This is a genomic window from Streptomyces sp. NBC_01261 (assembly GCF_036226385.1).
Lineage (GTDB): Bacteria > Actinomycetota > Actinomycetes > Streptomycetales > Streptomycetaceae > Streptomyces.
This window is the reverse complement of sequence record NZ_CP108463.1, coordinates 6,748,283-6,770,000: the sequence shown is the minus strand read 5'-3', so window position 1 is coordinate 6,770,000 and position 21,718 is coordinate 6,748,283. Positions and strand designations below refer to the sequence as shown.

At 71.1% G+C, this 21,718-nt stretch carries 17 protein-coding genes (1 of these 17 only partly in view); 5 read left to right on the top strand and 12 right to left on the bottom strand.

Annotated elements, in window-relative coordinates; translation table 11 throughout:
• A protein-coding gene (locus tag OG226_RS30150; protein WP_329350603.1) for a stage II sporulation protein M crosses the window boundary here: on the bottom strand, positions 1 to 648 show its 5' portion. Its footprint begins 360 nt before the window's first position; only the first 648 of its 1,008 coding nucleotides appear in the window; it begins with the start codon at positions 646 to 648; its stop codon lies off the left edge, out of view.
• Positions 649 to 776: 128 nt separating this feature from the next.
• On the opposite strand from OG226_RS30150, the gene OG226_RS30145 reads away from it, so the two are divergent.
• Positions 777 to 1,772, top strand: a complete 996-nt coding sequence (locus tag OG226_RS30145; RefSeq protein WP_328682896.1) for an RDD family protein — start codon at positions 777 to 779, stop codon at positions 1,770 to 1,772.
• A gap of 50 nt (positions 1,773 to 1,822) precedes the next feature.
• On the opposite strand, the gene OG226_RS30140 is transcribed toward OG226_RS30145, so the two are convergent.
• Together OG226_RS30140 and ahcY are read right to left on the bottom strand one after the other, a co-directional pair.
• The gene (locus OG226_RS30140; protein ID WP_328682895.1) at positions 1,823 to 2,437 is read right to left on the bottom strand and encodes a hypothetical protein; all 615 of its coding nucleotides are present in this window, start codon (positions 2,435 to 2,437) and stop codon (positions 1,823 to 1,825) included.
• Between the two features lie 163 nt (positions 2,438 to 2,600).
• Complete coding sequence (gene ahcY / locus OG226_RS30135; RefSeq protein WP_328682894.1) at positions 2,601 to 4,058, bottom strand: adenosylhomocysteinase; 1,458 nt, start codon at positions 4,056 to 4,058, stop codon at positions 2,601 to 2,603.
• 496 nt (positions 4,059 to 4,554) lie between these two features.
• On the opposite strand from ahcY, the gene OG226_RS30130 reads away from it, so the two are divergent.
• Together OG226_RS30130 and lepB are read left to right on the top strand one after the other, a co-directional pair.
• Positions 4,555 to 6,819, top strand: a complete 2,265-nt coding sequence (locus OG226_RS30130) for a fructose-specific PTS transporter subunit EIIC (protein WP_329350602.1) — start codon at positions 4,555 to 4,557, stop codon at positions 6,817 to 6,819.
• A 68-nt stretch (positions 6,820 to 6,887) separates the two neighbouring features.
• Positions 6,888 to 7,580: a signal peptidase I gene (gene lepB / locus OG226_RS30125; protein ID WP_328682892.1), complete on the top strand. Its 693-nt coding sequence runs from the start codon at positions 6,888 to 6,890 to the stop codon at positions 7,578 to 7,580.
• Positions 7,581 to 7,641: 61 nt separating this feature from the next.
• Here lepB and OG226_RS30120 read toward each other — a convergent pair whose 3' ends face one another.
• The 6 genes from OG226_RS30120 to OG226_RS30095 all read right to left on the bottom strand — a co-directional run bounded on the left by OG226_RS30120 (position 7,642) and on the right by OG226_RS30095 (position 14,136).
• Complete coding sequence (locus OG226_RS30120) at positions 7,642 to 8,622, bottom strand: cation diffusion facilitator family transporter (RefSeq protein WP_328682891.1); 981 nt, start codon at positions 8,620 to 8,622, stop codon at positions 7,642 to 7,644.
• A 146-nt stretch (positions 8,623 to 8,768) separates the two neighbouring features.
• Entirely contained in the window at positions 8,769 to 9,920 is a 1,152-nt protein-coding gene (gene manA, locus OG226_RS30115; protein WP_328682890.1) for a mannose-6-phosphate isomerase, class I, read from the bottom strand.
• A 109-nt stretch (positions 9,921 to 10,029) separates the two neighbouring features.
• Positions 10,030 to 11,157 carry an SIS domain-containing protein gene (locus OG226_RS30110; protein WP_328682889.1) on the bottom strand — a complete coding sequence of 376 codons (1,128 nt, stop codon included), beginning with the start codon at positions 11,155 to 11,157 and terminating at the stop codon, positions 10,030 to 10,032.
• 31 nt (positions 11,158 to 11,188) lie between these two features.
• Entirely contained in the window at positions 11,189 to 11,359 is a 171-nt protein-coding gene (locus OG226_RS30105) for a Trm112 family protein (protein ID WP_327403572.1), read from the bottom strand.
• A gap of 655 nt (positions 11,360 to 12,014) precedes the next feature.
• Complete coding sequence (locus tag OG226_RS30100; RefSeq protein ID WP_328682888.1) at positions 12,015 to 13,379, bottom strand: phosphomannomutase/phosphoglucomutase; 1,365 nt, start codon at positions 13,377 to 13,379, stop codon at positions 12,015 to 12,017.
• Between the two features lie 325 nt (positions 13,380 to 13,704).
• On the bottom strand, positions 13,705 to 14,136 hold the full coding sequence (locus OG226_RS30095) for a DUF3499 domain-containing protein (RefSeq protein ID WP_266867391.1): 432 nt from the start codon (positions 14,134 to 14,136) through the stop codon (positions 13,705 to 13,707).
• 278 nt (positions 14,137 to 14,414) lie between these two features.
• Here OG226_RS30095 and OG226_RS30090 point away from each other — a divergent pair, with 278 nt between their 5' ends.
• Complete coding sequence (locus OG226_RS30090; RefSeq protein WP_328686468.1) at positions 14,415 to 14,864, top strand: metallopeptidase family protein; 450 nt, start codon at positions 14,415 to 14,417, stop codon at positions 14,862 to 14,864.
• A gap of 30 nt (positions 14,865 to 14,894) precedes the next feature.
• Here the strand turns inward: OG226_RS30090 and OG226_RS30085 are convergent, their stop codons facing one another.
• From OG226_RS30085 to OG226_RS30075, 3 genes are all read right to left on the bottom strand, one after another.
• Positions 14,895 to 16,385, bottom strand: coding sequence for a DUF5719 family protein (locus OG226_RS30085; RefSeq protein WP_329350601.1), 1,491 nt, complete (start codon positions 16,383 to 16,385; stop codon positions 14,895 to 14,897).
• Complete coding sequence (locus OG226_RS30080) at positions 16,382 to 20,125, bottom strand: glycosyltransferase (RefSeq protein WP_329350600.1); 3,744 nt, start codon at positions 20,123 to 20,125, stop codon at positions 16,382 to 16,384. The genes OG226_RS30085 and OG226_RS30080 overlap by 4 nt, the downstream gene beginning before the upstream one ends.
• A 198-nt stretch (positions 20,126 to 20,323) precedes the next feature.
• A complete protein-coding gene (locus tag OG226_RS30075; protein ID WP_003975777.1) occupies positions 20,324 to 20,587 on the bottom strand; it encodes a WhiB family transcriptional regulator in 264 nt (87 codons plus the stop codon).
• Positions 20,588 to 21,193: 606 nt separating this feature from the next.
• On the opposite strand from OG226_RS30075, the gene OG226_RS30070 reads away from it, so the two are divergent.
• Positions 21,194 to 21,703: a cysteine dioxygenase gene (locus tag OG226_RS30070; protein ID WP_328682885.1), complete on the top strand. Its 510-nt coding sequence runs from the start codon at positions 21,194 to 21,196 to the stop codon at positions 21,701 to 21,703.
• Positions 21,704 to 21,718 lie beyond the last annotated feature (15 nt).

Genomic DNA, 21,718 nt, shown 5'->3' with positions numbered 1-21,718 from the left:
GACCAGGCCGAGGAACGTGTCGAGTCGGCCTGCCGACGACATCAGGCCGATGCCCACCCCCAGGTTGAGCATGTTCTCGAAGAGGATCCAGAGGACCGGCAGGCCCAGGAACACGCCCAGGACCAGGCACATCGCGGCGGCCTTGGCGTTGTTCGTCCAGACCTGTGCCGCGAAGGCCGCCGCCGGGTGGCTTGAGTAGTAGGTCTCGTACTCGCCGCCCGGGCGGGTGAGATCGCGCAGTTGGCTCGGGGCCGCGATGGAGGACTGCACTTCGGGGTGAGTGCCTATCCACCACCCCAGGAGTACCGCGACCACGGTCGACAGCAGCGCGGTGGGGACCCACCAGTGGCGTGCTCGGTACACCGCGGCCGGAAAACTGTGCCCCAGGAAGCGTGTGACATCGCGCCAGGAGGCGCGACGGGTTCCCGTCACCGCGCTACGCGCGCGTGCCACGAGTTGACTGAGCCGACCGGTGAGCTGGGGGTCCGGGGCGCTGGACTGGATCAGGGAGAGATGGGTGGCCGTGCGCTGGTACAGAGCGACGAGTTCGTCGGCCTCGGCGCCGTTGAGGCGACGCCGGCGGCGGAGCAGCGCGTCGAGGCGGTCCCACTCGGCTCGGTGGGCCGAGACGAAGACGTCGAGGTCCATCTGGTTGCCTGCTCCTCGGCTGCTCGTCGACTACTGGTCCGGGATCAGCTTGTCGTACTGGGGCGCGATGTGCCCTCAGCTTGGCAGACTGGCTGTTCCAGGGGCAGGGCAGGGGAAGGGCGGCAGGCGTGAGTGAGCTGGTGACGGGCGAGGCGGTGGCGCTGGAGTTGCGCCCCGCGAGGCTGCCCAGCAGGGCGCTGGCGGTGTTGCTCGATCTGATCGTGGCCATCGCCGCTTACACCGGCGTGACCGTGGCGCTGATGTTTTCCACCGCCTCTTTGGACGACGCGGCACAGGTCGCGATGTCGATCGCGGCCTTTGTACTGGTGCTGGTCGGCGGTCCCATAGCGGTGGAGACGCTGAGCCATGGGCGCTCGCTCGGGAAGCTGGCGTTCGGGCTGCGCGTGGTGCGGGACGACGGCGGACCGATCCGGTTCCGGCACGCGCTCGTGCGGGGTGCGATCGGTGTGATCGAGATCCTGATGACCTTCGGGGTCGTCGCCTGTATCGCCTCGCTCGTCTCGGCGCGCGGTCGGCGGCTCGGTGATGTGTTCGCGGGCACTCTGGTCGTACGGGAAAGAGTGTCCGCCGGGCAGACGGCCTTTGTGCCTCCTCCGCCGCCGTGGCTGACGGGACGTTTCGCCGAGCTTGATCTGTCCGCCGTTCCCGATGGGCTGTGGCTGGCCATCCGGCAGTACCTGACGCGGATGCAGCAGTTGGATCCGCAGGTCGGCTGGGCCATGGCCGAGCGGCTCGCCGCGGACCTCGTGGCTCGTACGGGTGCTCCGGCTCCGCAGGGTGTTCCGCCGGCCGCGTATCTGGCTGCGGTGGTGCAGGAGCGGCAGGCGCGGGATGTCCGGCGGGCCTTCGGGAACGGCGCGGTCGGGGGCGTACCGGCCGGCGGTTTCGGGCCCGGGGCGGGTGTGCCGGGTGCCTTCGGCAACTCGGCGTTCCAGCCGTCGCCGGCTCCTCAGCAGCCGTACGGTTCCACTCCCCCGATTTGGCGTGCCCCTGCTGCAGGTGCGGAAGCCGATCAAGTCGCGTCCAGCCCCGAGCCGTCGGCGCCGCGGAACACAGCGCCCGCCGAACCCCGGTCCTCCACCGGATTCGCGCCGCCCGCCTGACGCTCCCGGCCGTGTCCTGCGGCTCAGTGACCGGGCCGGGACGCCACCACTCAGCCGAAGACGGACGGTGGCGTCTCCAACTCCTCCAGCTCGATGCCGGGTGCCGCGAGCACCACGTCGCCGGCGATGTGTACGGCGTGCTGCTCGCCCGTGTCCAGGGCTGTGACCTGGTATTCGTCCACGGTCAGAGGGCCGTTGTCAGTGCCGTGTGTTTCTCTTTTCAGCAAGGCCCAGGACTGGTCCACGGTGCGGGGGGCGAGGACCGGTTCCGTGAGGCTGACCAGGCGGACGCGGGTCGCGGAGGCGGAAGGGGTGAGGCGCAGGAGACGGGTGGTGGCGATGAGGAACGCGGGAGAGGTGCCGGTGAATGCGTGCGCGCGGACATTGCCTTCGGTGGCATCGGTGCCGGTGGGGTCGGTGCGGACCCAGGTGACGCCGTCGAGAGCGGCGCCGCGCACCTGCCAGCTCGCCGCGTGGAGTTCCAGCCGGATGGGGCGGCCGAGTTCGTCGAGGGTGAGGTCGACGGAACCGCTGTGGTCGCCCGAGGGGGTGGTGAGTTGGGAGACAAAACGCCAGCCGGACGGGCCGGGGGCGCAATGGAAGTGTTCGACAGCGAGGGGGGTGTGATCGTGCGGATCGTGGAGCGAATAACGGCCGCGGGGCATCGGGGTCCTGGGTCTTGACGGGCCGGTCCGGCCGACGGAACCAAAGGGGCAGGCCCCCGGCACGGGGGTGCGGGGGCCTGCCTCGGAGGATCTGCTGCTGAGGACCCGCCGCTGAGAACCGCGTCAGTGCACGGACGCGGTCACAGCGGGCGGGGTCGCCGGATCAGTAGCGGTAGTGGTCCGACTTGTACGGACCCTCGACCTCGACGCCGATGTACGACGCCTGCTCGGGGCGGAGCGTGGTCAGCTTCACGCCGAGCGCGTCCAGGTGGAGGCGCGCGACCTTCTCGTCGAGGTGCTTGGGCAGCACGTAGACGTCGGTCGGGTACTCCTCGGGCTTGGTGAACAGCTCGATCTGGGCCAGGGTCTGGTCCGCGAAGGAGTTGGACATCACGAACGAGGGGTGGCCGGTGGCGTTGCCCAGGTTCAGCAGGCGGCCCTCGGACAGCACGATGAGGACCTTGCCGTCGGGGAACTTCCAGGTGTGGACCTGCGGCTTGACCTCGTCCTTGACGATGCCCGGGATCTTCGCCAGGCCGGCCATGTCGATCTCGTTGTCGAAGTGACCGATGTTGCCGACGATCGCCTGGTGCTTCATCTTGGCCATGTCCGCGGCCATGATGATGTCCTTGTTGCCGGTCGTGGTGACGAAGATGTCGCCCTTGTCGACGACCTCGTCGAGCGTCGTGACCTGGTAGCCGTCCATCGCCGCCTGCAGCGCGCAGATCGGGTCGATCTCGGTGACGATCACGCGGGCGCCCTGTCCGCGCAGGGACTCCGCGCAGCCCTTGCCCACGTCGCCGTAGCCAAGGACGACCGCGGTCTTGCCGCCGATGAGGACGTCGGTGGCGCGGTTGATGCCGTCGATCAGGGAGTGGCGGCAGCCGTACTTGTTGTCGAACTTCGACTTGGTGACGGCGTCGTTCACGTTGATCGCCGGGAACAGGAGGGTGCCGTCACGGTGCATCTCGTAGAGACGGTGCACGCCGGTCGTGGTCTCCTCGGTCACGCCGCGGATCTCCGAAGCGAGCTGGGTCCACTTCTGCGAACCCTCGGAGATGGTGCGGGTCAGGACCTGGAGGACGACGCGGTGCTCGTCGGACTCGGCGGTGTCGAGGGAGGGGACCTTGCCGGCCTTCTCGTACTCGACGCCCTTGTGGACGAGCATGGTGGCGTCGCCGCCGTCGTCCAGGATCATGTTCGGGCCGCCGGTGGGGGTGTTCGGCCAGGTCAGCGCCTGCTCCGTGCACCACCAGTACTCCTCCAGGGTCTCGCCCTTCCAGGCGAAGACCGGGATGCCCTGGGGGTTCTCGGGCGTACCGTTCGGGCCGACGGCGATGGCTGCGGCCGCGTGGTCCTGGGTGGAGAAGATGTTGCAGGACACCCAGCGGACCTCGGCGCCGAGGGCGACCAGGGTCTCGATCAGGACGGCGGTCTGCACGGTCATGTGCAGCGAGCCCATGATGCGGGCGCCGGCCAGCGGCTGCGCCTCGGCGAACTCGCGGCGGATCGACATCAGGCCGGGCATCTCGTGCTCGGCGAGGGTGATCTCCTTACGGCCGAACTCGGCCAGGGAGAGATCGGCGACCTTGAAGTCCTGTCGGTTGTCGACAGTCGTCATTACGAGGAGCTCCTAGGGATTGGGGCCTTGTGGATACGGCTGGTCTGCGCGGCAGCGGACACAGGGGTGGCCGAGGGAGGGCACAGGAATGCCCCCGTACGCGCAGCGCAGTCCGTCGGAGGCCCTCTCTCCCTCGGTCGGTCCGCGTCGGGACCGCCCGACCGCCATCAGCAGCGACGTCTGGCTCCCACCCAAGCTACACCGGTGGACCCGGCCGCCCCCAGCCCACCTCCGGACGGATCCGGCCGAACTCCGGTGGGTGTCCGGTGTCGGACCGGGTTTCCGGGGGAGCCGCAACAAGATGCCCGCGAGCGTGGGCGGAGGGGACCGGACGACGGCGACCAGGGACTTCCGCGTCTTTGGGTCGGGCGTCGGATGTCGGATGTCGGATGTCGCAGGATGCACGGAGATCAGGAGTCTCTGATCGATCTCGCGGGACGTCCGGGACGGCGTTCCGCGCGACGCAGGTGTTGGACGAAGGTGTTAGGAGAACGACGTGACGAGTACGGCCGGCCCTCCCCCCACGGGCGGCGGCGATGGCGGACGGCAGCGGTTGCGGCTGCTCGCGGTGACCGCGTGCCCGACCGGCATCGCCCACACGTACATGGCCGCTGAGAAACTCGCGCAGGCCGCCGAGAGCCGCGGCATCGACATGAAGGTGGAGACGCAGGGATCCATCGGGGCTGAGAACGTCCTCGATGACAACGATGTCAGCACGGCGGACGGCGTCATCATCGCCGCGGACAAGGACGTGGACCTGAGCCGTTTCGTCGGCAAGCGGGTCCTCGTGGTCGGGGTCGCCGAGGGCATCCGGCATCCCGAACGGCTGATCGAGCAGGTGCGGTCCGCGCCCGTGCACACGGCGGGCGGTACGGCCGCGACAGCAACCGCGCCGGGTGGCAAGGAGCGGAGCGTCGCGTACAAGGCGCTGATGAACGGGGTCAGTTACATGATCCCGTTCGTCGTGGTCGGCGGGCTGCTGATCGCGATCTCGCTGTCGCTCGGCGGCCACCCGGACCCCTCCGGCGGTCTGGTCATCCCGAAGGACTCCTTCTGGATGGACGTGAACAACATCGGCGTGATCGGTTTCACGCTGATGGTGCCGATCCTGTCCGGTTACATCGCCTACGCGATCGGCGACCGGCCCGCGCTCGTGCCGGGCATGATCGGCGGATGGATCGCCAACACCGGTTCGCTGTACGACTCGAAGGCGGGCGCCGGGTTCATCGGGGCGATCGTGACCGGGTTCCTCGCCGGCTATCTGGTGCTGTGGATCAAGAAGGCCAAGGTCCCGAAGTTCGCGCAGCCGATCATGCCGATCATCGTGATCCCGATCGTGGCGACGACGGCGCTCGGACTGTTCTTCATCTATGTCATCGGGAAGCCGATCTCCTGGGTGTTCGAGCACCTCACCAGCTGGCTCGGCGGGATGACCGGCACCAGCGCGATCCTGCTCGGCACGATCCTGGGGCTGATGATCGCGTTCGACATGGGCGGGCCGGTCAACAAGACGGCGTTCCTGTTCGGCGCGGGGCTCATCGCGACCGGCAACCAGGCCGTCATGGGCATGTGCGCCGCAGCGATCCCGGTGATGCCGCTCGGCCAGGGCCTGGCCACGTTGATACGGCAGCGGTCCTACACCGAGCAGGAGCGGGAGACCGGTCTGGCCTCGCTGTTCATGGGCTGCTTCGGCATCTCCGAGGGCGCGATCCCGTTCGCGGCGGCTCGGCCGGCGCAGGTCATCCCCGCCAACATGCTGGGCGGCGCGGTGGCCGGTGCGGTCGCCGGGCTCGCCGGGGTGAAGGACGCCGTGCCGCACGGCGGGCCGATCGTCGCGGTGCTGGGCGCGGTGAGCGGCGTACCGATGTTCTTCGTGGCGGTGGCGATCGGTACGGCGGTCACCGCGGTGACGACGGTCGCGCTGGTCGATGTGAGCGAGCGGAAGCGGCGCGGGGAGTCCGTCGGGCACGAGGTCAGCCCGTACGAACCCGAGCTTGCGTTGGTCGGGGCCGGAGCGCCGGGCGCCGGGGGCGTCGTAGCGGAGCGGGCTTCGCGTCGGGGCGCGGTGTCGGCCGGTGTGGTCGGGTCGGCAGGGTCAAGTGCGGGTGCTGCGGCTGCCGTTGAGATCATGGCCGACGCCGGCTCGGCCGACATCGACTCAGCGAACTCGGGCTCGGTCACCTCCGACTCGGCCGACGCTGAAGGTGCCCCCGGTTCCGGCTCCGGCTCCGGCTCCCCCGCCGCGAGTCCCGGCCCGGAGATCCGCCCCGGAATTCTCCCCGAGGCTCTCCCTGAGGTTCCCCCCGAAGTCCTCTCCGGCTACCTCACCGAGCAGACCGTGAAGGTGGGGCTCGACGCGGGTGACAAGGAGGGCACGATCCGGGAGTTGGCCGGGTTGTTGGCGCGGACCGGAAAGGTCGTGGACGTCGAGGAGTTGGTGGCGACCGCGTTGCGGCGGGAGGCGCAGGGGACGACCGGGCTCGGGGAGGAGATCGCGATTCCGCATGCCAAGACGGATGCGGTGAGTGCGCCGGTGGTCGGGTTCGCGCGGTCGGCTGAGGGGGTCGAGTGGGGTTCCCTGGACGGTACGAAGGCCCGGCTGGTGTTCATGATCGCCGTACCGGAGGCGGCCGCCGGTGATGAGCATCTGCGGATTCTGGCGCTGCTGTCGCGGAAGTTGATGGATGCCGGGTTCCGGGAGCGGCTGTCGGCGGCCGAGGACGAGTCGGCGGTGCTCGGTGTGCTGAGCGAGGCCGGTTAGCCGGCCGGTGCGGGCCCGCGCGGACTGTTCACAGAGACCCGCTGGCCTCGCGCCCGCGGAAGGGCCGCATGGGGAGGGAAACGATGTCGGGCAAGGGGCGGGGACTCGGGGTCGCGGCTGTCGTGGTGGGGCTGTTGGGGGTGGTGCTGGCGGTCGGCGCGCTCGCGTACGCACGCAATGCCTACGGCAGTTCCACCATAAGCAGCCAGAGCATGGCGCCGACGTACAAGCCGGGCGAACGGATCATCTACGAGCAGGTCGGCGGCGGCGAGGTGCGCCGCGGTGACGTCGTGCTGTTCTCGGCGCCGGACCGCTACGGGTTCAGCGCGAGCGTGATGCAACGGGTCGTCGGGGTGGGCGGTGACCGCGTGGTGTGCTGCACGGGTTCGGGCACGGCCGCGCGGATCACCGTGAACGGAAAGCCGCTGGCGGAGCCCTATGTGAAGCAGGGCGATGTCGACGGTGTGCGCAAGACGTACGACGTGACGGTCCCGAAGGGGCGGCTGTTCCTGCTCGGTGACAACCGTGCGAACGCGATGGACTCGCGTTTCTTCGCGAGCGACCACGACGGGACGGTGGCCGAGTCCGCCGTCCGGGGCCGGGTGACCGACGACCGTACGGCCGCCTCCGGCATCGGGGTGGCCGTCATCGGCGGGGTCGTGCTCGCCCTGGTCGGTATCGGCCTGGGTATCGCCGCGTTCGTCGTACGGCGGCGGAGGGTGGCGCCGGTCGCGCCGTGGCCCGTGCAGCAGGGCCAGTAGCTGGCGCAGCAGGGCCCGTCGAGCGTCTCGGCCGGCCCTGCTGCCGTAGCAGCGGAGGGGCTCAGTGCTCGGCGGGGTGCTGGGCCGGGCCCCCCGGAGTCGCCTCGCGGTCCGCGCCCTTCGTTGCTTCCGACTCGCTGTAGATGTCGGGTTCGAGGTAGATCACGCGGGCGATCGGGACGGCTTCGCGGATGCGGGACTCGGCGGCGTTGATCGCGGTGGCGACCTCGGTGGCCGTGTCGTCGTGCTGGACGGCGATCTTGGCGGCGACGAGCAGTTCCTCGGGGCCGAGGTGGAGCGTGCGCATGTGGATGATGCCGGTGACCGTGTGGCCGTCGACGATCGCGGTCTCGATCTTCTTGACGTCCTCGATGCCGGCGGACTCGCCGAGCAGCAGGGACTTGGTCTCGGCGGCCAGGACCAGCGCGATCAGGATGAGCAGGATGCCGATGCAGAGGGTGCCGATGCCGTCCCAGATGCCGTCGCCGGTGAGCAGCGCCATGCCGACGCCGCCGAGGGCGAGGACGAGACCGATGAGCGCGCCGAAGTCCTCCAGGAGGACGACGGGCAGCTCGGGGGCCTTGGCGCGGCGGATGAACTGCGCCCAGGAGTGCGTGCCGCGCAGTTCGTTCGACTCCTTGATGGCCGTACGGAACGAGAAGCCCTCGGCGATGATCGCGAACACCAGGACGCCGACCGGCCAGTACCAGTGCTCCAGTTCGTGCGGGTGTCTGATCTTCTCGTAGCCCTCGTAGACGGCGAACATGCCGCCGACGGAGAAGAGGACGATCGAGACGAGGAAGGCGTAGATGTACCGCTCGCGGCCGTAGCCGAAGGGGTGTTGCGGGGTGGCCTCGCGTTGGGCCTTCTTGCCGCCGATCAGGAGCAGGGCCTGGTTGCCCGAGTCCGCGAGGGAGTGGACGCCCTCGGCGAGCATCGAGGACGAGCCGCTGAAGGCGAACGCCACGAACTTCGATACCGCGATCGCGAGATTGGCGCCGAGTGCCGCCACGATCGCCTTGGTGCCGCCTGACGCGCTCATCTGTTCGCGGTGTCCCTTCGCCTTCGTACGTCTACGTCGGACGTCTGCCCCGGATGGGCCGTCCGACCGTCTTTGCCCGTCCTTTGCCGGTGGGCCATTCTTGCAGCCCTGCCCGGCGACGGCTCGTCAGGTATCCACAGGCCCGGTCATACGATCACAGTGGCCCGGAAGACCGTGCCCACTCCGGACACCTCCGCCGTGTCTCCCGCCGGGACGAACACCGACTGACCGGGCGCCAGTTCGAACTCGCCCGCCTTCACCGCACCGGCCGTGCAGAGCAGGATCTGCGGGGTGTCGAGGGTGAGGTCGTGGGCGCCGGTGCCCTCCGGGAGGACGTACCGGGACAGCCGGAACTCGTCGATGGGGGTCTCGTAGACCTCCTCGCCGTCGGGGGACGCCTCGGGGCGCAGCACTCCGGGGTCGCTCGCCTCGAAGCGGACGATACGCAGGAGTTCGGGGACGTCGACGTGCTTGGGGGTGAGGCCGCAGCGCAGGACGTTGTCGGAGTTGGCCATGATCTCGACGCCGAGGCCGTTGAGGTAGGCGTGCGGGATGCCTGCGCCGAGGAACAGGGCCTCGCCGGGCAGGAGCCGGACGTAGTTCAGGAGCATGGCCGCGATGACGCCGGGGTCGCCCGGGTAGTGGTGGGCGATGTCGGCGTAGGGCGCGTAGTCGCCGCCCAGGCGGGTGCAGGCGGTCGCCGCGGCGGTGACCGTGTGGCGCATTTCCTCCGGGTCGGCGGTGAGGATCGCAGTGAGGACCTCGCGCAGGGCGGCTTCCTCGGGGTGTGCGTGCAGGAGGTCGACGTACGGCTTCAGGGAGTCGACACCGAGGCCGGCGAGCAGGTCGGCGGCGCGCAGCGGGTCGCGGAAGCCGCACAGACCGTCGAACTCCGTGAGCGCGCAGATCAGTTCGGGCTTGTGGTTGGCGTCCTTGTAGTTGCGGTGCGGGGCGTCCACGGGGATGCCCCGGCGCTCCTCGTCGGAGTAACCCTCCTTCGCCTGCTCCAGGTTGGGGTGCACCTGGAGGGAGAGCGGGGCGCCGGCGGCGAGGATCTTCAGCAGGAAGGGCAGGCGCGGGCCGAACTTCGCCACCGCCTTCTCCCCCAACTCCCGCTCCGGAGCCGCCTCGATGACCTCGACGAGCGTCCCGCGCGCGGTGCGCGAGGGTGCCCCCGGGTGCGCGCCCATCCACATCTCCGCCTGCGGTTCGCCGTTCGGCTCGACGCCGAGCAGCTTGGGGATGGCGGTCGTCGAACCCCAGGCGTAGGGGCGGACGGTGTTGTCGAGGCGGTCCATGTGGCTCTCTACCGGTTCTCTCTGCGTACGACCCGAGGACGACCTGGGTACGACGTGGCTTCGCGCCCCGTACGACGGTGTACGGCGGCTCAGGGCTTCGACGACAGGATCAGGCGCCCGAGGCGAGCGCCAGGTAGACGGCGGCGAAATCCGTCATGGCGATCAGCTCGGCAAGGGTCTCCAGCTCGCCGCCCTCCTCGGGCTCCAGCTCGCTGATCGGCGTGTCGTGACTGAGGGCCAGGTCACGCGCGGTCGGAGCTGCCGTGAGGCCACCGATCGGGCGGTCCCGGAGCAGCACCACGCGTGCGTGCAGCGCGGGCGCCTCGTCGACGCGATCCCTGAAGAAGTCGTCGGGATCGGCGCTGCCGGCGAGCGGACCGGCCAGCAGCGCGTTGTGCTCGGCGAGTGCCTCGGGGAGTTCGGAGACGAGCGCGGGGCGGCCGGCCAACTCCGCCAGCGCGGCGGCGAATCGGCGGCCCGCAGGACCAGCGGACGTGCCCTCCGTCCAGATCACCGGGAGCGAGTCGGCGAGTTCGGAGGCCAGGGTCTTCGCGGGATTGCTGTACGTCGCGACGGCGGGCCCGCAGCGCTCGGCGACCTGATCGAGCCGGTCGGCGACCTTCTCCAGGGCCTCCGGAGGCGCGCTGAGCAGGCCGGTGCGGTCCAGGATCGCGAGAAGCGGGGTGAGCAGCGCCCAGAGGACTCCGGGGGCGGAGGCTGCCAACGGCTCGTCGTGTTCGTACGGGGCGGTCGCCATCGGTACGAAGAGGCCGTGGGCGCCGTCCACCGCCTCGGTGAGGGGGCTGCGGGTCGGTGCCACGGCCACGACGGTGCAGCCGCGGCGGTAGGCCTGCTCGGCGAGGAGGGACAGGCCGGGTTCGGTGCCGTCCGGGGTGGTGATCACCAGCAGGTCCACGGAGCCCGCCCAGCCCGGGAGTTCCCAGCGCAGGGCGCCGGCCGCGGGGGCCACGCCGGTGGGTGCCAGGCGGGTGACGGGGCTGCTGGCTCCGGCGAGGGTGCCGAGCAGGTCGGCGACGCAGGTGGCGGCGGCACCGGGGCCGGCGATCAGGATGGCGCGGGGGCGGCCGTCCGGTTTCAGGTCGTGGACGCCGGCCTCGGCGGCGTGCCGGGCGGCTGTGCGCACCCGCGCACCGGCTTCGGCGGCACCGCGGAGCAGGGCCCGGCGGTCGGCCTCGGCCAGTGCCTCCGGGGTGTCGAGCAGCGATTCGTCGAGCATGGGCGGCGGCCTCCGATCGCGTCGTCGTCGGTTACGCGGGGTGGCGGGCCTCGTCGACGAGCAGTACGGGGATGCCGTCCCGGACGGGGTAGGCCAGACCGCAGTCCGCGCCGGTGCAGATCAGCTCGGTGTCCTGCTCCTTGAGGGGGGCGTGGCAGGCCGGGCAGGCCAGGATCTCCAGGAGGCCGGCTTCGAGCGGCATGAGGTGTCCCTCCGAGGGGGTGTCTGCGACGCTTGGGCGGATGTGCCTGGTCAGGGTACCGCCGCTTGAGGAGGCTTGCCGGGGTTGGGGCCGACGTCCCTGGGGGCTGCGCCCCCAGACCCCCCTTCGGCCTGAACGGCCTCGTCCTCAAACGCCGGACGGGCTGGATATGGCGGCCGGTGCTGGAGAGGTGGACCCCCGCCGGGGCGGGTGGGGGTTGGGGACGGCCAACTCGGCCTCCGACACCGGGCGGGGTGGAAATGCGGGCCCGTGTTGGAGGTGTGAGCCCCCTCCGGGACGGGTGGGGGTGAGGGACGGCCAACTCGGCCCCCGACACCGGGCGAGGTGGAAATGCGGGCCCGTGTTGGAGGTGTGAGCCCCCACCGGGGCGGATGGGGGTGAGGGACGGCCAACTCGGCCCCCGACACCGGGCGAGGTGGAAATGCGGGCCCGTGTTGGAGGGGTGAGCCCCCTCTGTGTGCGGGCCGGACGGTGCGCTTGGTCTCGGACACCGGTTCGGCTGAGAATGCCGACCGCCGCCGCAGAGGTCTCGCCTCCGGGTAGGTGGGGTTTCAGGACAGCGAACTCGACCTCAGACGCCGGGCGCCCTGGATCCACCGACCGGCATCGACAAGAGCCGCCGGCCGCAGTGCCGTCACCCCCTGATGATCCCCAGCACCTCGTCCCGCACCTTCCCCATCGTCGCCTCGTCCCGTGCCTCCGCGTTGAGCCTCAGCAGCGGTTCCGTGTTGGACGGGCGGACGTTGAACCACCAGTCGGCGGAGGAGACGGTGAGGCCGTCGAGTTCGTCGAGGGTGAGGTCGGTCTGGTTCGCGTAGGCGGTGCGGATCGCCGTGAGGCGGGCCTGTTGGTCGTCGACCGTGGAGTTGATCTCGCCGGAGCCGACGTAGCGGTCGTACTGGGCCACGAGGGCGGAGAGGGAGCCGTCCTGGCCGCCGAGCGCGGCGAGGACGTGGAGGGCGGCCAGCATGCCCGTGTCGGCGTTCCAGAAGTCCTTGAAGTAGTAGTGCGCGGAGTGCTCGCCGCCGAAGATCGCGCCGGCCTTCGCCATCTCGGCCTTGATGAAGGAGTGGCCCACGCGCGTGCGTACCGGTGTGCCGCCGTTCTCCTTGACGACCTCGGGGACCGACCAGGAGGTGATCAGGTTGTGGATGATGACGCCCTTGCCGCCGTTCCTCGCCAGCTCGCGGGAGGCCACCAGGGCGGTGATGGCGGACGGGGAGACCGGGTCGCCGTTCTCGTCGACCACGAAGCAGCGGTCGGCGTCGCCGTCGAAGGCGATGCCGAGGTCGGCGCTCTCCTCGCGGACGCGTGCCTGGAGGTCGACGATGTTGGCCGGGTCGAGCGGGTTGGCCTCGTGGTTCGGGAACGTGCCGTCCAGCTCGAAGTACATCGGGACCAGGGTGAGCGGCAGGCCGGCGAACACCGTCGGGACCGTGTGGCCTCCCATGCCGTTGCCCGCGTCGACGACGACCTTCAGGGGGCGGATGGAGGCCAGGTCGACGAGGCCGCGGAGGTGCGCCGCGTAGTCCTCCAACGTGTCCCGCCGGGTGATCGTTCCCGTCGGTCCGGAGACCTCCGGCGTGCCCGAGTCCAGCCAGGACTCGACGAGTTGGCGGATCTCCACGAGGCCGGTGTCCTGGCCCACGGGGGCCGCGCCCGCCCGACACATCTTGATGCCGTTGTACTTCGCCGGGTTGTGCGAGGCCGTGAACATGGCGCCGGGCAGGTCGAAGGCGCCCGACGCGTAGTACAGCTGGTCCGTGGAGCACAGGCCGATCTCGGTCACGTCGACGCCGCGCGCCGCCGCCCCGCGCGCGAAGGCTGCGGAGAGACCCGGGGACGAGGGCCGCATGTCGTGCCCGGTCACGATCGCGTTCGCGCCGGTCACTTGGACGAAGGCCGCTCCGAACAGCTCGGCCAACGACTCGTCCCACTGGTCCGGGACGACGCCCCGTACGTCGTACGCCTTCACGAGCTGTGACAGATCAGCAGACACGGCCAACCCTCCAGAAAGTCCTATCGGTCGCCCCAAACTACCCGCCAGGACCGGCATACGACGTGCGGCAACCGAGCCGTCCACACACCGTTACCTCAGCTCAGAGCGGCATCTACCCCAGCGGCACAAGGTGGTTGGGGGCCAGGCCGCGTGAATCGTTGAACAACTCGCCCGCGGGCCAGGCGGATCGTTGAACGACCGGATCACCGAGCGAGTGGATCGTTGAACGACGGGTTCACTGAACAACCGGATCGTCGAACGACCGGCCGACTGGACAACGGGATTGTTGAACGAACTCCGGCAACGAACTCCTGGACAGGCGCCGTCAGTTGTCCGGTGAGCGCAGCACCCGAAGATGCCCCCGGCGCGCGACCTCCATCGGGTCCACCGTGCGGGCCCCGCCTCCGCCGCCGGCCCCTGCCGCCCGCTCCTGGGGGCGGGCCGCCTCGCGCACGGCGTTGGCGAGCGCTTCCAGGTCGTCGCCGCTCGGGCGGGCCGGGGCGGAGCTGTCGAGGAGACGGACGACTTCCCAGCCGCGGGGCGCGGTGAGGCGCTCGGAGTGCTCGGCGCACAGGTCGTAGCAGTGGGGTTCGGCGTAGGTGGCGAGCGGGCCGAGGACCGCGGTCGAGTCGGCGTAGACGTACGTCAGCGTCGCGACGGCGGGGCGGCCGCAAGCGGTGCGCGAACAGCGACGTACAGGGCTCACGACGTTGGACGGTACCGCACTCTTGAGCGGGCCGCGACGACTCTCCCCCAGGTCACCCCACCGTGTCGGGCTGTGAAACGTCCCACACACCCCACCGGCAACACGCGGCTGACCTGCGCGGACACCCTCTCCCGCGATCTCGAACGGGGTCGAATCCCGTCACCACTCGGCACAAACACCGTCAATTGCCTTGAGAGGGACGGTCTTCGAGACATACGAAATCGAGCCCAACCTTGGCTGGAACGGTCATCCGGCGACATGCCGTGCGGAGCGTCCGACGGCGGTGGAGTCGGGCGGCCGGACCCTACGGGGACTACGCTTCACCAGTGATGGACACCCCCGTACCGCCCTCCGCCGCCGGCCCCGGGCCCCGCCGCCGCGATCGCCACGGCCGGGGCATGCGCGGCCCGATCGCGCCGCCCCAGGTTCCGCTCGCCGCGAGCCGCGCCGACGCGTTCGCGGATCTGGTGCAGGACTCCGTGGAGCGCCTGGAGCGGCGCTGGCCGCAGCTGTCCGACATCGATTTCCTCGTCCTGGAAGTCCCTCGACTGGGTGGTGCGGGCGAGGGCTGGAACGACGAGTCGGTGCCCCTGGGTGGCACGATCGCCGCCCGCGAGGGACAGCCCGCGCGCGTGGTGATCTACCGGCGCCCGGTCGAGATCCGCACGAAGGGGCACGACGAACGGGCCGCACTCGTCCACGAGATCGTCGTGGAGCAGGTCGCCGAACTGCTGGGGCTCACCCCGGAGACGGTCGATCCGCGCTACGGGGAGGACTGAACCCTCCCCACGCGCGCGTGCCCCCGGCTCCTACTTCTTCTGCAGCACCGACAGGTCCTCGTCCGTCTGGGGCACCGACACCGTTCCCCGGTCGTCGGGCAGCGTCTGGATGGTGAAGCCCGGTACGCCCTCCTCGGTCGCCGACAGCATGCGGGCCGCGTACACCGGACCGCCAGACTGCGGTTCCACCGTCAGCGCGTAGGTGCCCTTCAGGCCTGCGGGGACCGGGAGTTCGACGTCCTCGGTGGTGCCGGCCTTGATCGTGTACGTCTTCGAGACGGGCGTACCGCCGCCGCTGCCCGCGGACGCGGTGACCTTGACCGTCGCGGTGCGGGTGGGCGCGACCAGGGACAGCGTGGAGCCCTTGGCGCTGTTGTCGGCGGACGTCGCGCGCGTGCCGACCGCGCTCGTCGCCGGGATGAACGCCGTCTCCTGCTTGCTGCCCTTGCCCCGTACGACCTTCAGCGCGGCGACGATCGGCACGGACTGGTCGGTCGGTGTCAGCACCAGGGAGCCCGGGTCGCCGCGCGTGACGTCGCCCAGGTCGACGGCGGTCGTCATGCCCGCCTTCACGTGCACGGTCTCGTGCCCGGCCGGCGTGATCATCCCGGTGGGTGACGACAGCCGCACCTTCAGGTCGGCGTCCGAGTCGCCCGGCGTGAAGGCGATCAGCCGCACGGAGGTGGCGTCCTTCGGGATGCCCGGCATGACCAGGCTGCCCGCCGGGTCCGTGGACGCGGCCAGCCAGTCGCCGCCGAGCTTGGAGTCGAGGGCCTGCACCGACGCGCCGACCCGGCCGCTGCGCACGCTCACGTGCACGGTCAGGTCGGTCTCCGGGTCGTCGGTGAGCGTGGACAGCAGGATCGGCTCGCTGGCGTGCGGCTCGACCGTGATGCCCTCCCCCACCGTCGACTTCAGGTCGCCGTCCTTGCCGTAGAGCTCGATGTCGACGACGGCTGCGGAGTCGTCCGGGTTGGTGAGGTGCACGTAGTCGGTGCGGCCGGTGGCGGTGCTGGCGCCCGGGAACCAGAACTCGGTGTCCGGGGCGGTGCAGTTGACGCCCTGGAGGCCGCGGCCGTTGCCCGCGGCGACCTCGGTGGTCTCCTGGACGGACCAGCCGGGCGCGTACTTGCCCTCGGCGGTGCCGAGCAGCGCGGGCGCGTCGGCGCCGGAACTGTCGCCGGTGGCCGCGGTGCCGGGGGCCTTCGGCTCCAGGACGGGCTTGGCGGGCTTCTTCTTGCTGCTCGTGCCGTCGCCCGACTCCTCGGTGGCGGACTCAAGTTCGGCCTTGCCGCCGCTGTCCGTGCCCGTCGTGACGGGCGTGAAGGACGTGTACGAGGTGTCGGCGAGGTCGGAGGTGCTGGGCGCCGGGCAGAGCAGGCTGGTGCGCTCCACGGGCAGCCGGGCGGCCGTCCTGGCGGTGCCGGTGCCGGACGCGGCCGGTGCCTTCATCTCGGCGAACCCGGTGACGGCGGCGAGCGCGACCACACCGGCGAGGAAGGACAGGGTGGGGCGGTTCACTGCTGGCTCCCGTCGGGGCGCTCGTTGCCGTGCGGTCGTTGCTGCTGGTCCGGGTCGTACGTCGGGTCGTAGGCGGGGTCGTAGTTCGGGTCGTAGCCCTGGTTCTGGCCCTGGTTCGGGCCCTGGTTCGGGTCGTAGCCCGGGTCGTACGTCGGGTCGTACGCCGGTGTCGCGGGCTGGCCGCCGTACGCGTACGGGTCGTACTGGCCGCCCTGACCGGTCTGGTAGGGGTCCGCCTGGTACGACTGGTCGTAAGTACCCGCCGGGTACTGCTCGTTGGCCTGGTACTGCTCGCCGCCGTAGGTGCCGTACTCGGCGCCCGCGTAGCTCGCCGCGTCCCACTCGCCGTAGGACTGCTGCTGCGGGATCGCGGCGACGGCCTCCTCCTCCGGAGGAGGCATGGTGTTCGTCGCGAAGGCGTCGAACTGGCCGGTGTCCGCCGGGTCGTCGGTCTCGTCGGTGGACTCGGCCTCCGCCTGGGCGCGCAGGCGGCGGGCCCTGCGGCCCTCGCCCGCGACCGCCTGGGCCGGGATCAGCTCCTCCTCGGGGAGGTCGTCGTCGATCTCGCGGCGGCGGCCCGGGAGGGCGAGCACGACGAGGACGAGGGCGAGCGCGCCCTGGGTCCACAGCCAGGCGGTGTGTCCGATCGGGTCGTCGTAGGTGACGTCCAACCTGCCGCCGGAGGCGGGGAGTTCGAAGCCCTGGGCCCAGCCGTCGACCGTGGTGCGGGTGAGCGGCCTGCCGTCCAGGGTGCCTGTCCAGCCCGCGGCGGCGGAGTCGGCGAGGCGCAGGACGCGGCCGGTGGCGCCGGACGGGATCGTGGTGTGGATGTCGACGGGGCCGGCGGCGACGGGCTTCGGGGTGGCGGAGCCGGTGACGATCGCCGCGCGGGAGACCTCCTCGTCCACCTGCCACAGGGCACTGCCGTCGGCCTGGCTGAGCCTGCTGAGGCCGGGGGTGGCGTCCAGGACGCGGCTGACCTCGCGGGGCGCGCCCTTGTGGACGAGGACGTAGCGCACGGCGAAGCCGCCGAGTTCGTCGGCCTGGTCGGCGCCGGACCCTGCGACGAGGTTGGCGACGACCTTGTCGAGCTTGGTGTTCTCGCCGTCCGCCGCGGCGAACTCGCCGTCTCCCATGCGGGTGCCGGAACCGCGCACCAGCATGTAGCCGACGTGCGCGGGGGAGTCGCTGTCGAGGACGAGGGTGCGGGCCTGGTCCCGGGTGCCGCTCTCCTCGGCGACGAACGCGGGCACCTGGGTCGGGTCGTGGCGCTCCAGGGGGCCGTCGGCGCCGCGGATCATCCAGCCGGCGGCGACGAGCAGCGGGCCCGCGGCCGAGGCGAAGGCGATCAGGACGGCCACCGGCTGGCGCCAGCCGAAGCTCTGCTCGGCCACGCGCGCGCGTGCCCCGTCGGCGCCGAGCGCGGCGGCGGCGAGGAGGGCGAGGCCGTAGACGAGGGTCGCGGGGCCCGCCCAGGTGGAGCTGTTGGACAGGACGGCGAAGACGAGGCCCACCAGGGCGACGCCCCAGGCCGTCCAGATTCCGAACTGACGCTCACTGCGCAGGAGGGCGGCGAGCGCGGCCAGCACGATGCCGATGAGCATCAGCCCGCTGACCGTGCCGGGGCCGCCGGGGCTGGCGCCGAGCAGGTCGAGGGGGGACGCGGACCCGGAGCCGTACTCCAGGCCCGCCTGCTGGAAGAAGCCGAACGGGAGCAGGGGCAGCGACCAGGGCGCCAGGATCAGCAGCGGGGTGCCGTACTGGGCCAGGAAGCGCGGACCGTAGCCGACGAGGTCGCCGCGGCGCACGGCCAGCAGCGCGACGCCCAGGAGCAGCGTGATGGGCCAGATGATCGGCGTGAAGGCCGTGGTGACCGTCAGGAGCAGGGCGTACGCCCAGGTGGCGCGCCAGCTGCCGCGGGCCCCGGAGGCGTGCGTGAGGCCGCTGGCCGCGATGCCCGCGCGGGCCATCAGCGGGAGCAGTACGGCGAGCACGGCGGTGCCGATGTGGCCGCCCGCGAGGGCGCCGGTGGCGGCGGGCAGGAAGGCGTAGACGACGGCGGCCCACGCGCGCAGCAGGCGCGACTCGACGAGCGGGCGGGACGCGAAGTAGGCGGTGAACCCGGCCAGCGGGACCGACGCGACCAGCAGGACCGTGACCGCGAGGCCGGTCGAGCCGAAGAGGAGCGAGGAGAGCATCGCGACGAACGCGAGGTACGGCGGCGCGGACGGGGTGCCGCCGACGCCCACCGGGTGCCAGGAGTCCAGGAAGCGCGACCACAGCTCGCTGGAGTCGCCCGGGGCGGGCAGCAGCGCGCCGCCCGTGAGCGCGCCGCTGGCGAGCAGGCCGCGGCAGGCGACGAGGGAGACGAGCAGCAGCACCAGGAACAGCACCGGGCCCGGCTTGCGGGCGATGCGCTTCACGCGCGCGAACTGCTCGATCTCCAGGAAGTCCGCGTCGTCGCCGCCGGGTCCGGACTCGACGGCGCCGCCGTGCCGGCCGGCTCCGGAGGTGATCTCGGGGTCGGAGGTGTCGACGAAGCTTCCGGCGACCTGTTCGAAGGTGGCCCGCACGGTCGCGCCCGGGGGCGGGAACAGGGGCCGCAGTTCGGCCTTGTCGATCTGGGCGCCGGCGCGCCTGCGCCGTCCGGCGAGGATCCGCTCGGGGCGCAGCAGGGTCCCCAGGAGGCCGCGGATCTCGTCGAGCGCCTGTCCGGGGACCTTGCCGACGAGGTTGGCGACGGTCCGCAGCAGCGTGCCGACGACGACCCGGAAGAGGACCCAGGGCAGCACGGCCGTACGGCTGTTGACGAGCAGGGTGTAGACGGCGCCGGCCTTGTCGACCTTGTGCGGGGAGGCGACGGTGCGGCCCGCGCAGTCGACGGCGCGGCGCTCGCGGGAGGCCGCCTCGGCGTGCCGTACGACCGCCTCGGGGGCGACCAGGACGCGGTGGCCGGCGGCGGTGGCGCGCCAGCACAGGTCGACGTCGTCGCGCATCAGGGGCAGCCGGCGGTCGAAGCCGCCGAGTTCGTCGAAGACGTCGCGCCGGACGAGCATGCCGGCGGTGGACACGGACAGCACGGGCCGTACGTGGTCGTGCTGTCCCTGGTCCTGTTCGCGGCGGTCCAGGCCGGTCCAGCGGCGGCCGGAGTGGGCGATGGTGACGCCGACCTCCAGCAACTGCCGCCGGTCGTACCAGCCGCGCAGCTTGGGGCCTACGACGGCCACGTCGTCGCGGCCCAGTTCGTACTCCTGGTCCACGACCCGCAGCAGTTGCGCCAGGGCGTCGGGCTCCGGGGCGGAGTCGTCGTGCAGCAGCCACAGCCACTGGACGGGCTCGCCGTGCGGGAGTTCGGGCATGTCGTAGGCGTCGTCGCGCCACGTGCGCGTGACGGGGTCCCAGCCGCTGGGGCGCTTCAGGTACGGCAGCTCGTCCGGGGTCAGCAGCGGCGAGGTGCGGTTGGCCTCCTCGACGGCCTGGCCGAAGCCGGTGCGCCGGGCGAGGTGGAGCACGCGGTCGGCGCCGAGGGCGTCGGTGACCAGCTGGGCGGAGTCGTCCGCGCTGCCGGTGTCGGCGGCCATGACGCTCTGCACGGGGCGCTCCTGGCCGAGCAGCCCGGCGAGCGCGTCGGGCAGCCAGCGGGCGCCGTCGTGGGAGACGAGCACCGCGGTCACCACGTGACGCGGGAACTCAGGAGTGGCAGCGTCGTGTTGGCCTGCCGTGTGGCTGTGCACGGACATCGAGGTACGGGCCCCGGTTCGATGGACTGCGGTGGACGCCCGTGTCCCGAGGGGACCGCGGTACGTCTCGGACGAGCGCCCACACTATCGGCTGGGCATGACGACGGCCCGCCGCCTGTGGATAACCCAGCTGCGACGGGCCGTTCGGTGCGTCCCGAGGTGTGTCCCGAGGTATGTGCGGAGGTGTGCCGTCCGGCTTCAGACGGCGGCCTTCTTGAGCCGACGGCGTTCGCGCTCGGAGAGGCCGCCCCAGATGCCGAAGCGTTCGTCGTTGGCGAGGGCGTATTCGAGGCATTCGGAGCGCACCTCACAGGCCAGGCAGACCTTCTTGGCCTCGCGGGTGGAGCCGCCCTTCTCGGGGAAGAAGGACTCGGGGTCGGTCTGGGCGCACAGCGCGCGCTCCTGCCAGCCGAGCTCCTCGTCCGCGTCGTCGACCAGCAGTTGCTGCACCAGCTCGGTCATGTGCGCCCCTCGTCCGTCTTTCGCGTCCCCGTGATGTGGCCGTTACCGATGTCGGCTGAACGACACGAGTGAAATTACAAGTGTGCTGCTCCGGGCGAGTCAAGCCGAGATCTGCTATTGGGCCCCTTATTCACTCTGCGGAACCAAGGGCTAGCGGAAAGTGTTCAAATCGGCATAAACCTTGACAAGCAGAAGAGACCCCCCGAGCGCCTCCTACCCCGAGACGGAGCCTGTACGGGGGAGGACGCCCAGGAGTTCGATCTCGTTCCACTGGGGTTCGTGCGCCCGGTTGTGCGCCATGTGTCCTGGTAGACACCTGAACAAACCTTTCACCTCGAAGATGAACCGGATGGGGTGAAACATGTCCCACATACCGGGCGTCGAGTTGACAGTGCGGGTGTGAACCGCTGTCCTTGTGGGCATGCTCGCGAACTTGGCATCCACCTCGACCCGCACCGCCGGGTCCCTCGGTGCTGCCCACGCTCGCTGTAGCTGTTGTTGCTGTTCCGGCTGTTGAGCCCACGCGCTCCGGCCCTGCCTGCTTTCTTCATTGGTGACACCCAGCCCCCGCCGTTACTTCTTACGCCGAGGAACCACCGCACCCCCATGAACAGCGACAGCGACCTCCAGATCGCCGGCGACATCCTCGAAGTCCCGCACCTCCTCCAGCCGCCGCGCGAACACCCCGCCACCGTGGCCGAGTTCGTCGGCTTGGCGCGCTCCGTCGCGGCCGACCGCGCCCAGTGGGAGCACCTCGTCGAGTTCGACGCGACGACCCGCTGGTACCACCGGCTGCGCACCGGCCCCGGCTACGAGGTGTGGCTGCTGTCCTGGGTGCCCGGACAGGGCAGCGGGCCGCACGACCACGGCCCCTCCTCCGGTGTGCTGACCGTCCTGGACGGCACGCTGACCGAGCGCACCGAGGGGGGCACGCGCGCGTTGGGGGCGGGCGCGCAGCGGGTGTTCGCGCCGGGGTACGTCCACGAGGTCGTCAACGACACCCTCGAACCGGCCATAAGCCTGCACGTCTACTTCCCCGGCCTGACCGAGATGCCGATGCACACGGCGTGCGCGCGGCGCACCGGATCCGAGCCGGTCGACGCCGTGACCGCCTGACGCGACGCGGTGACC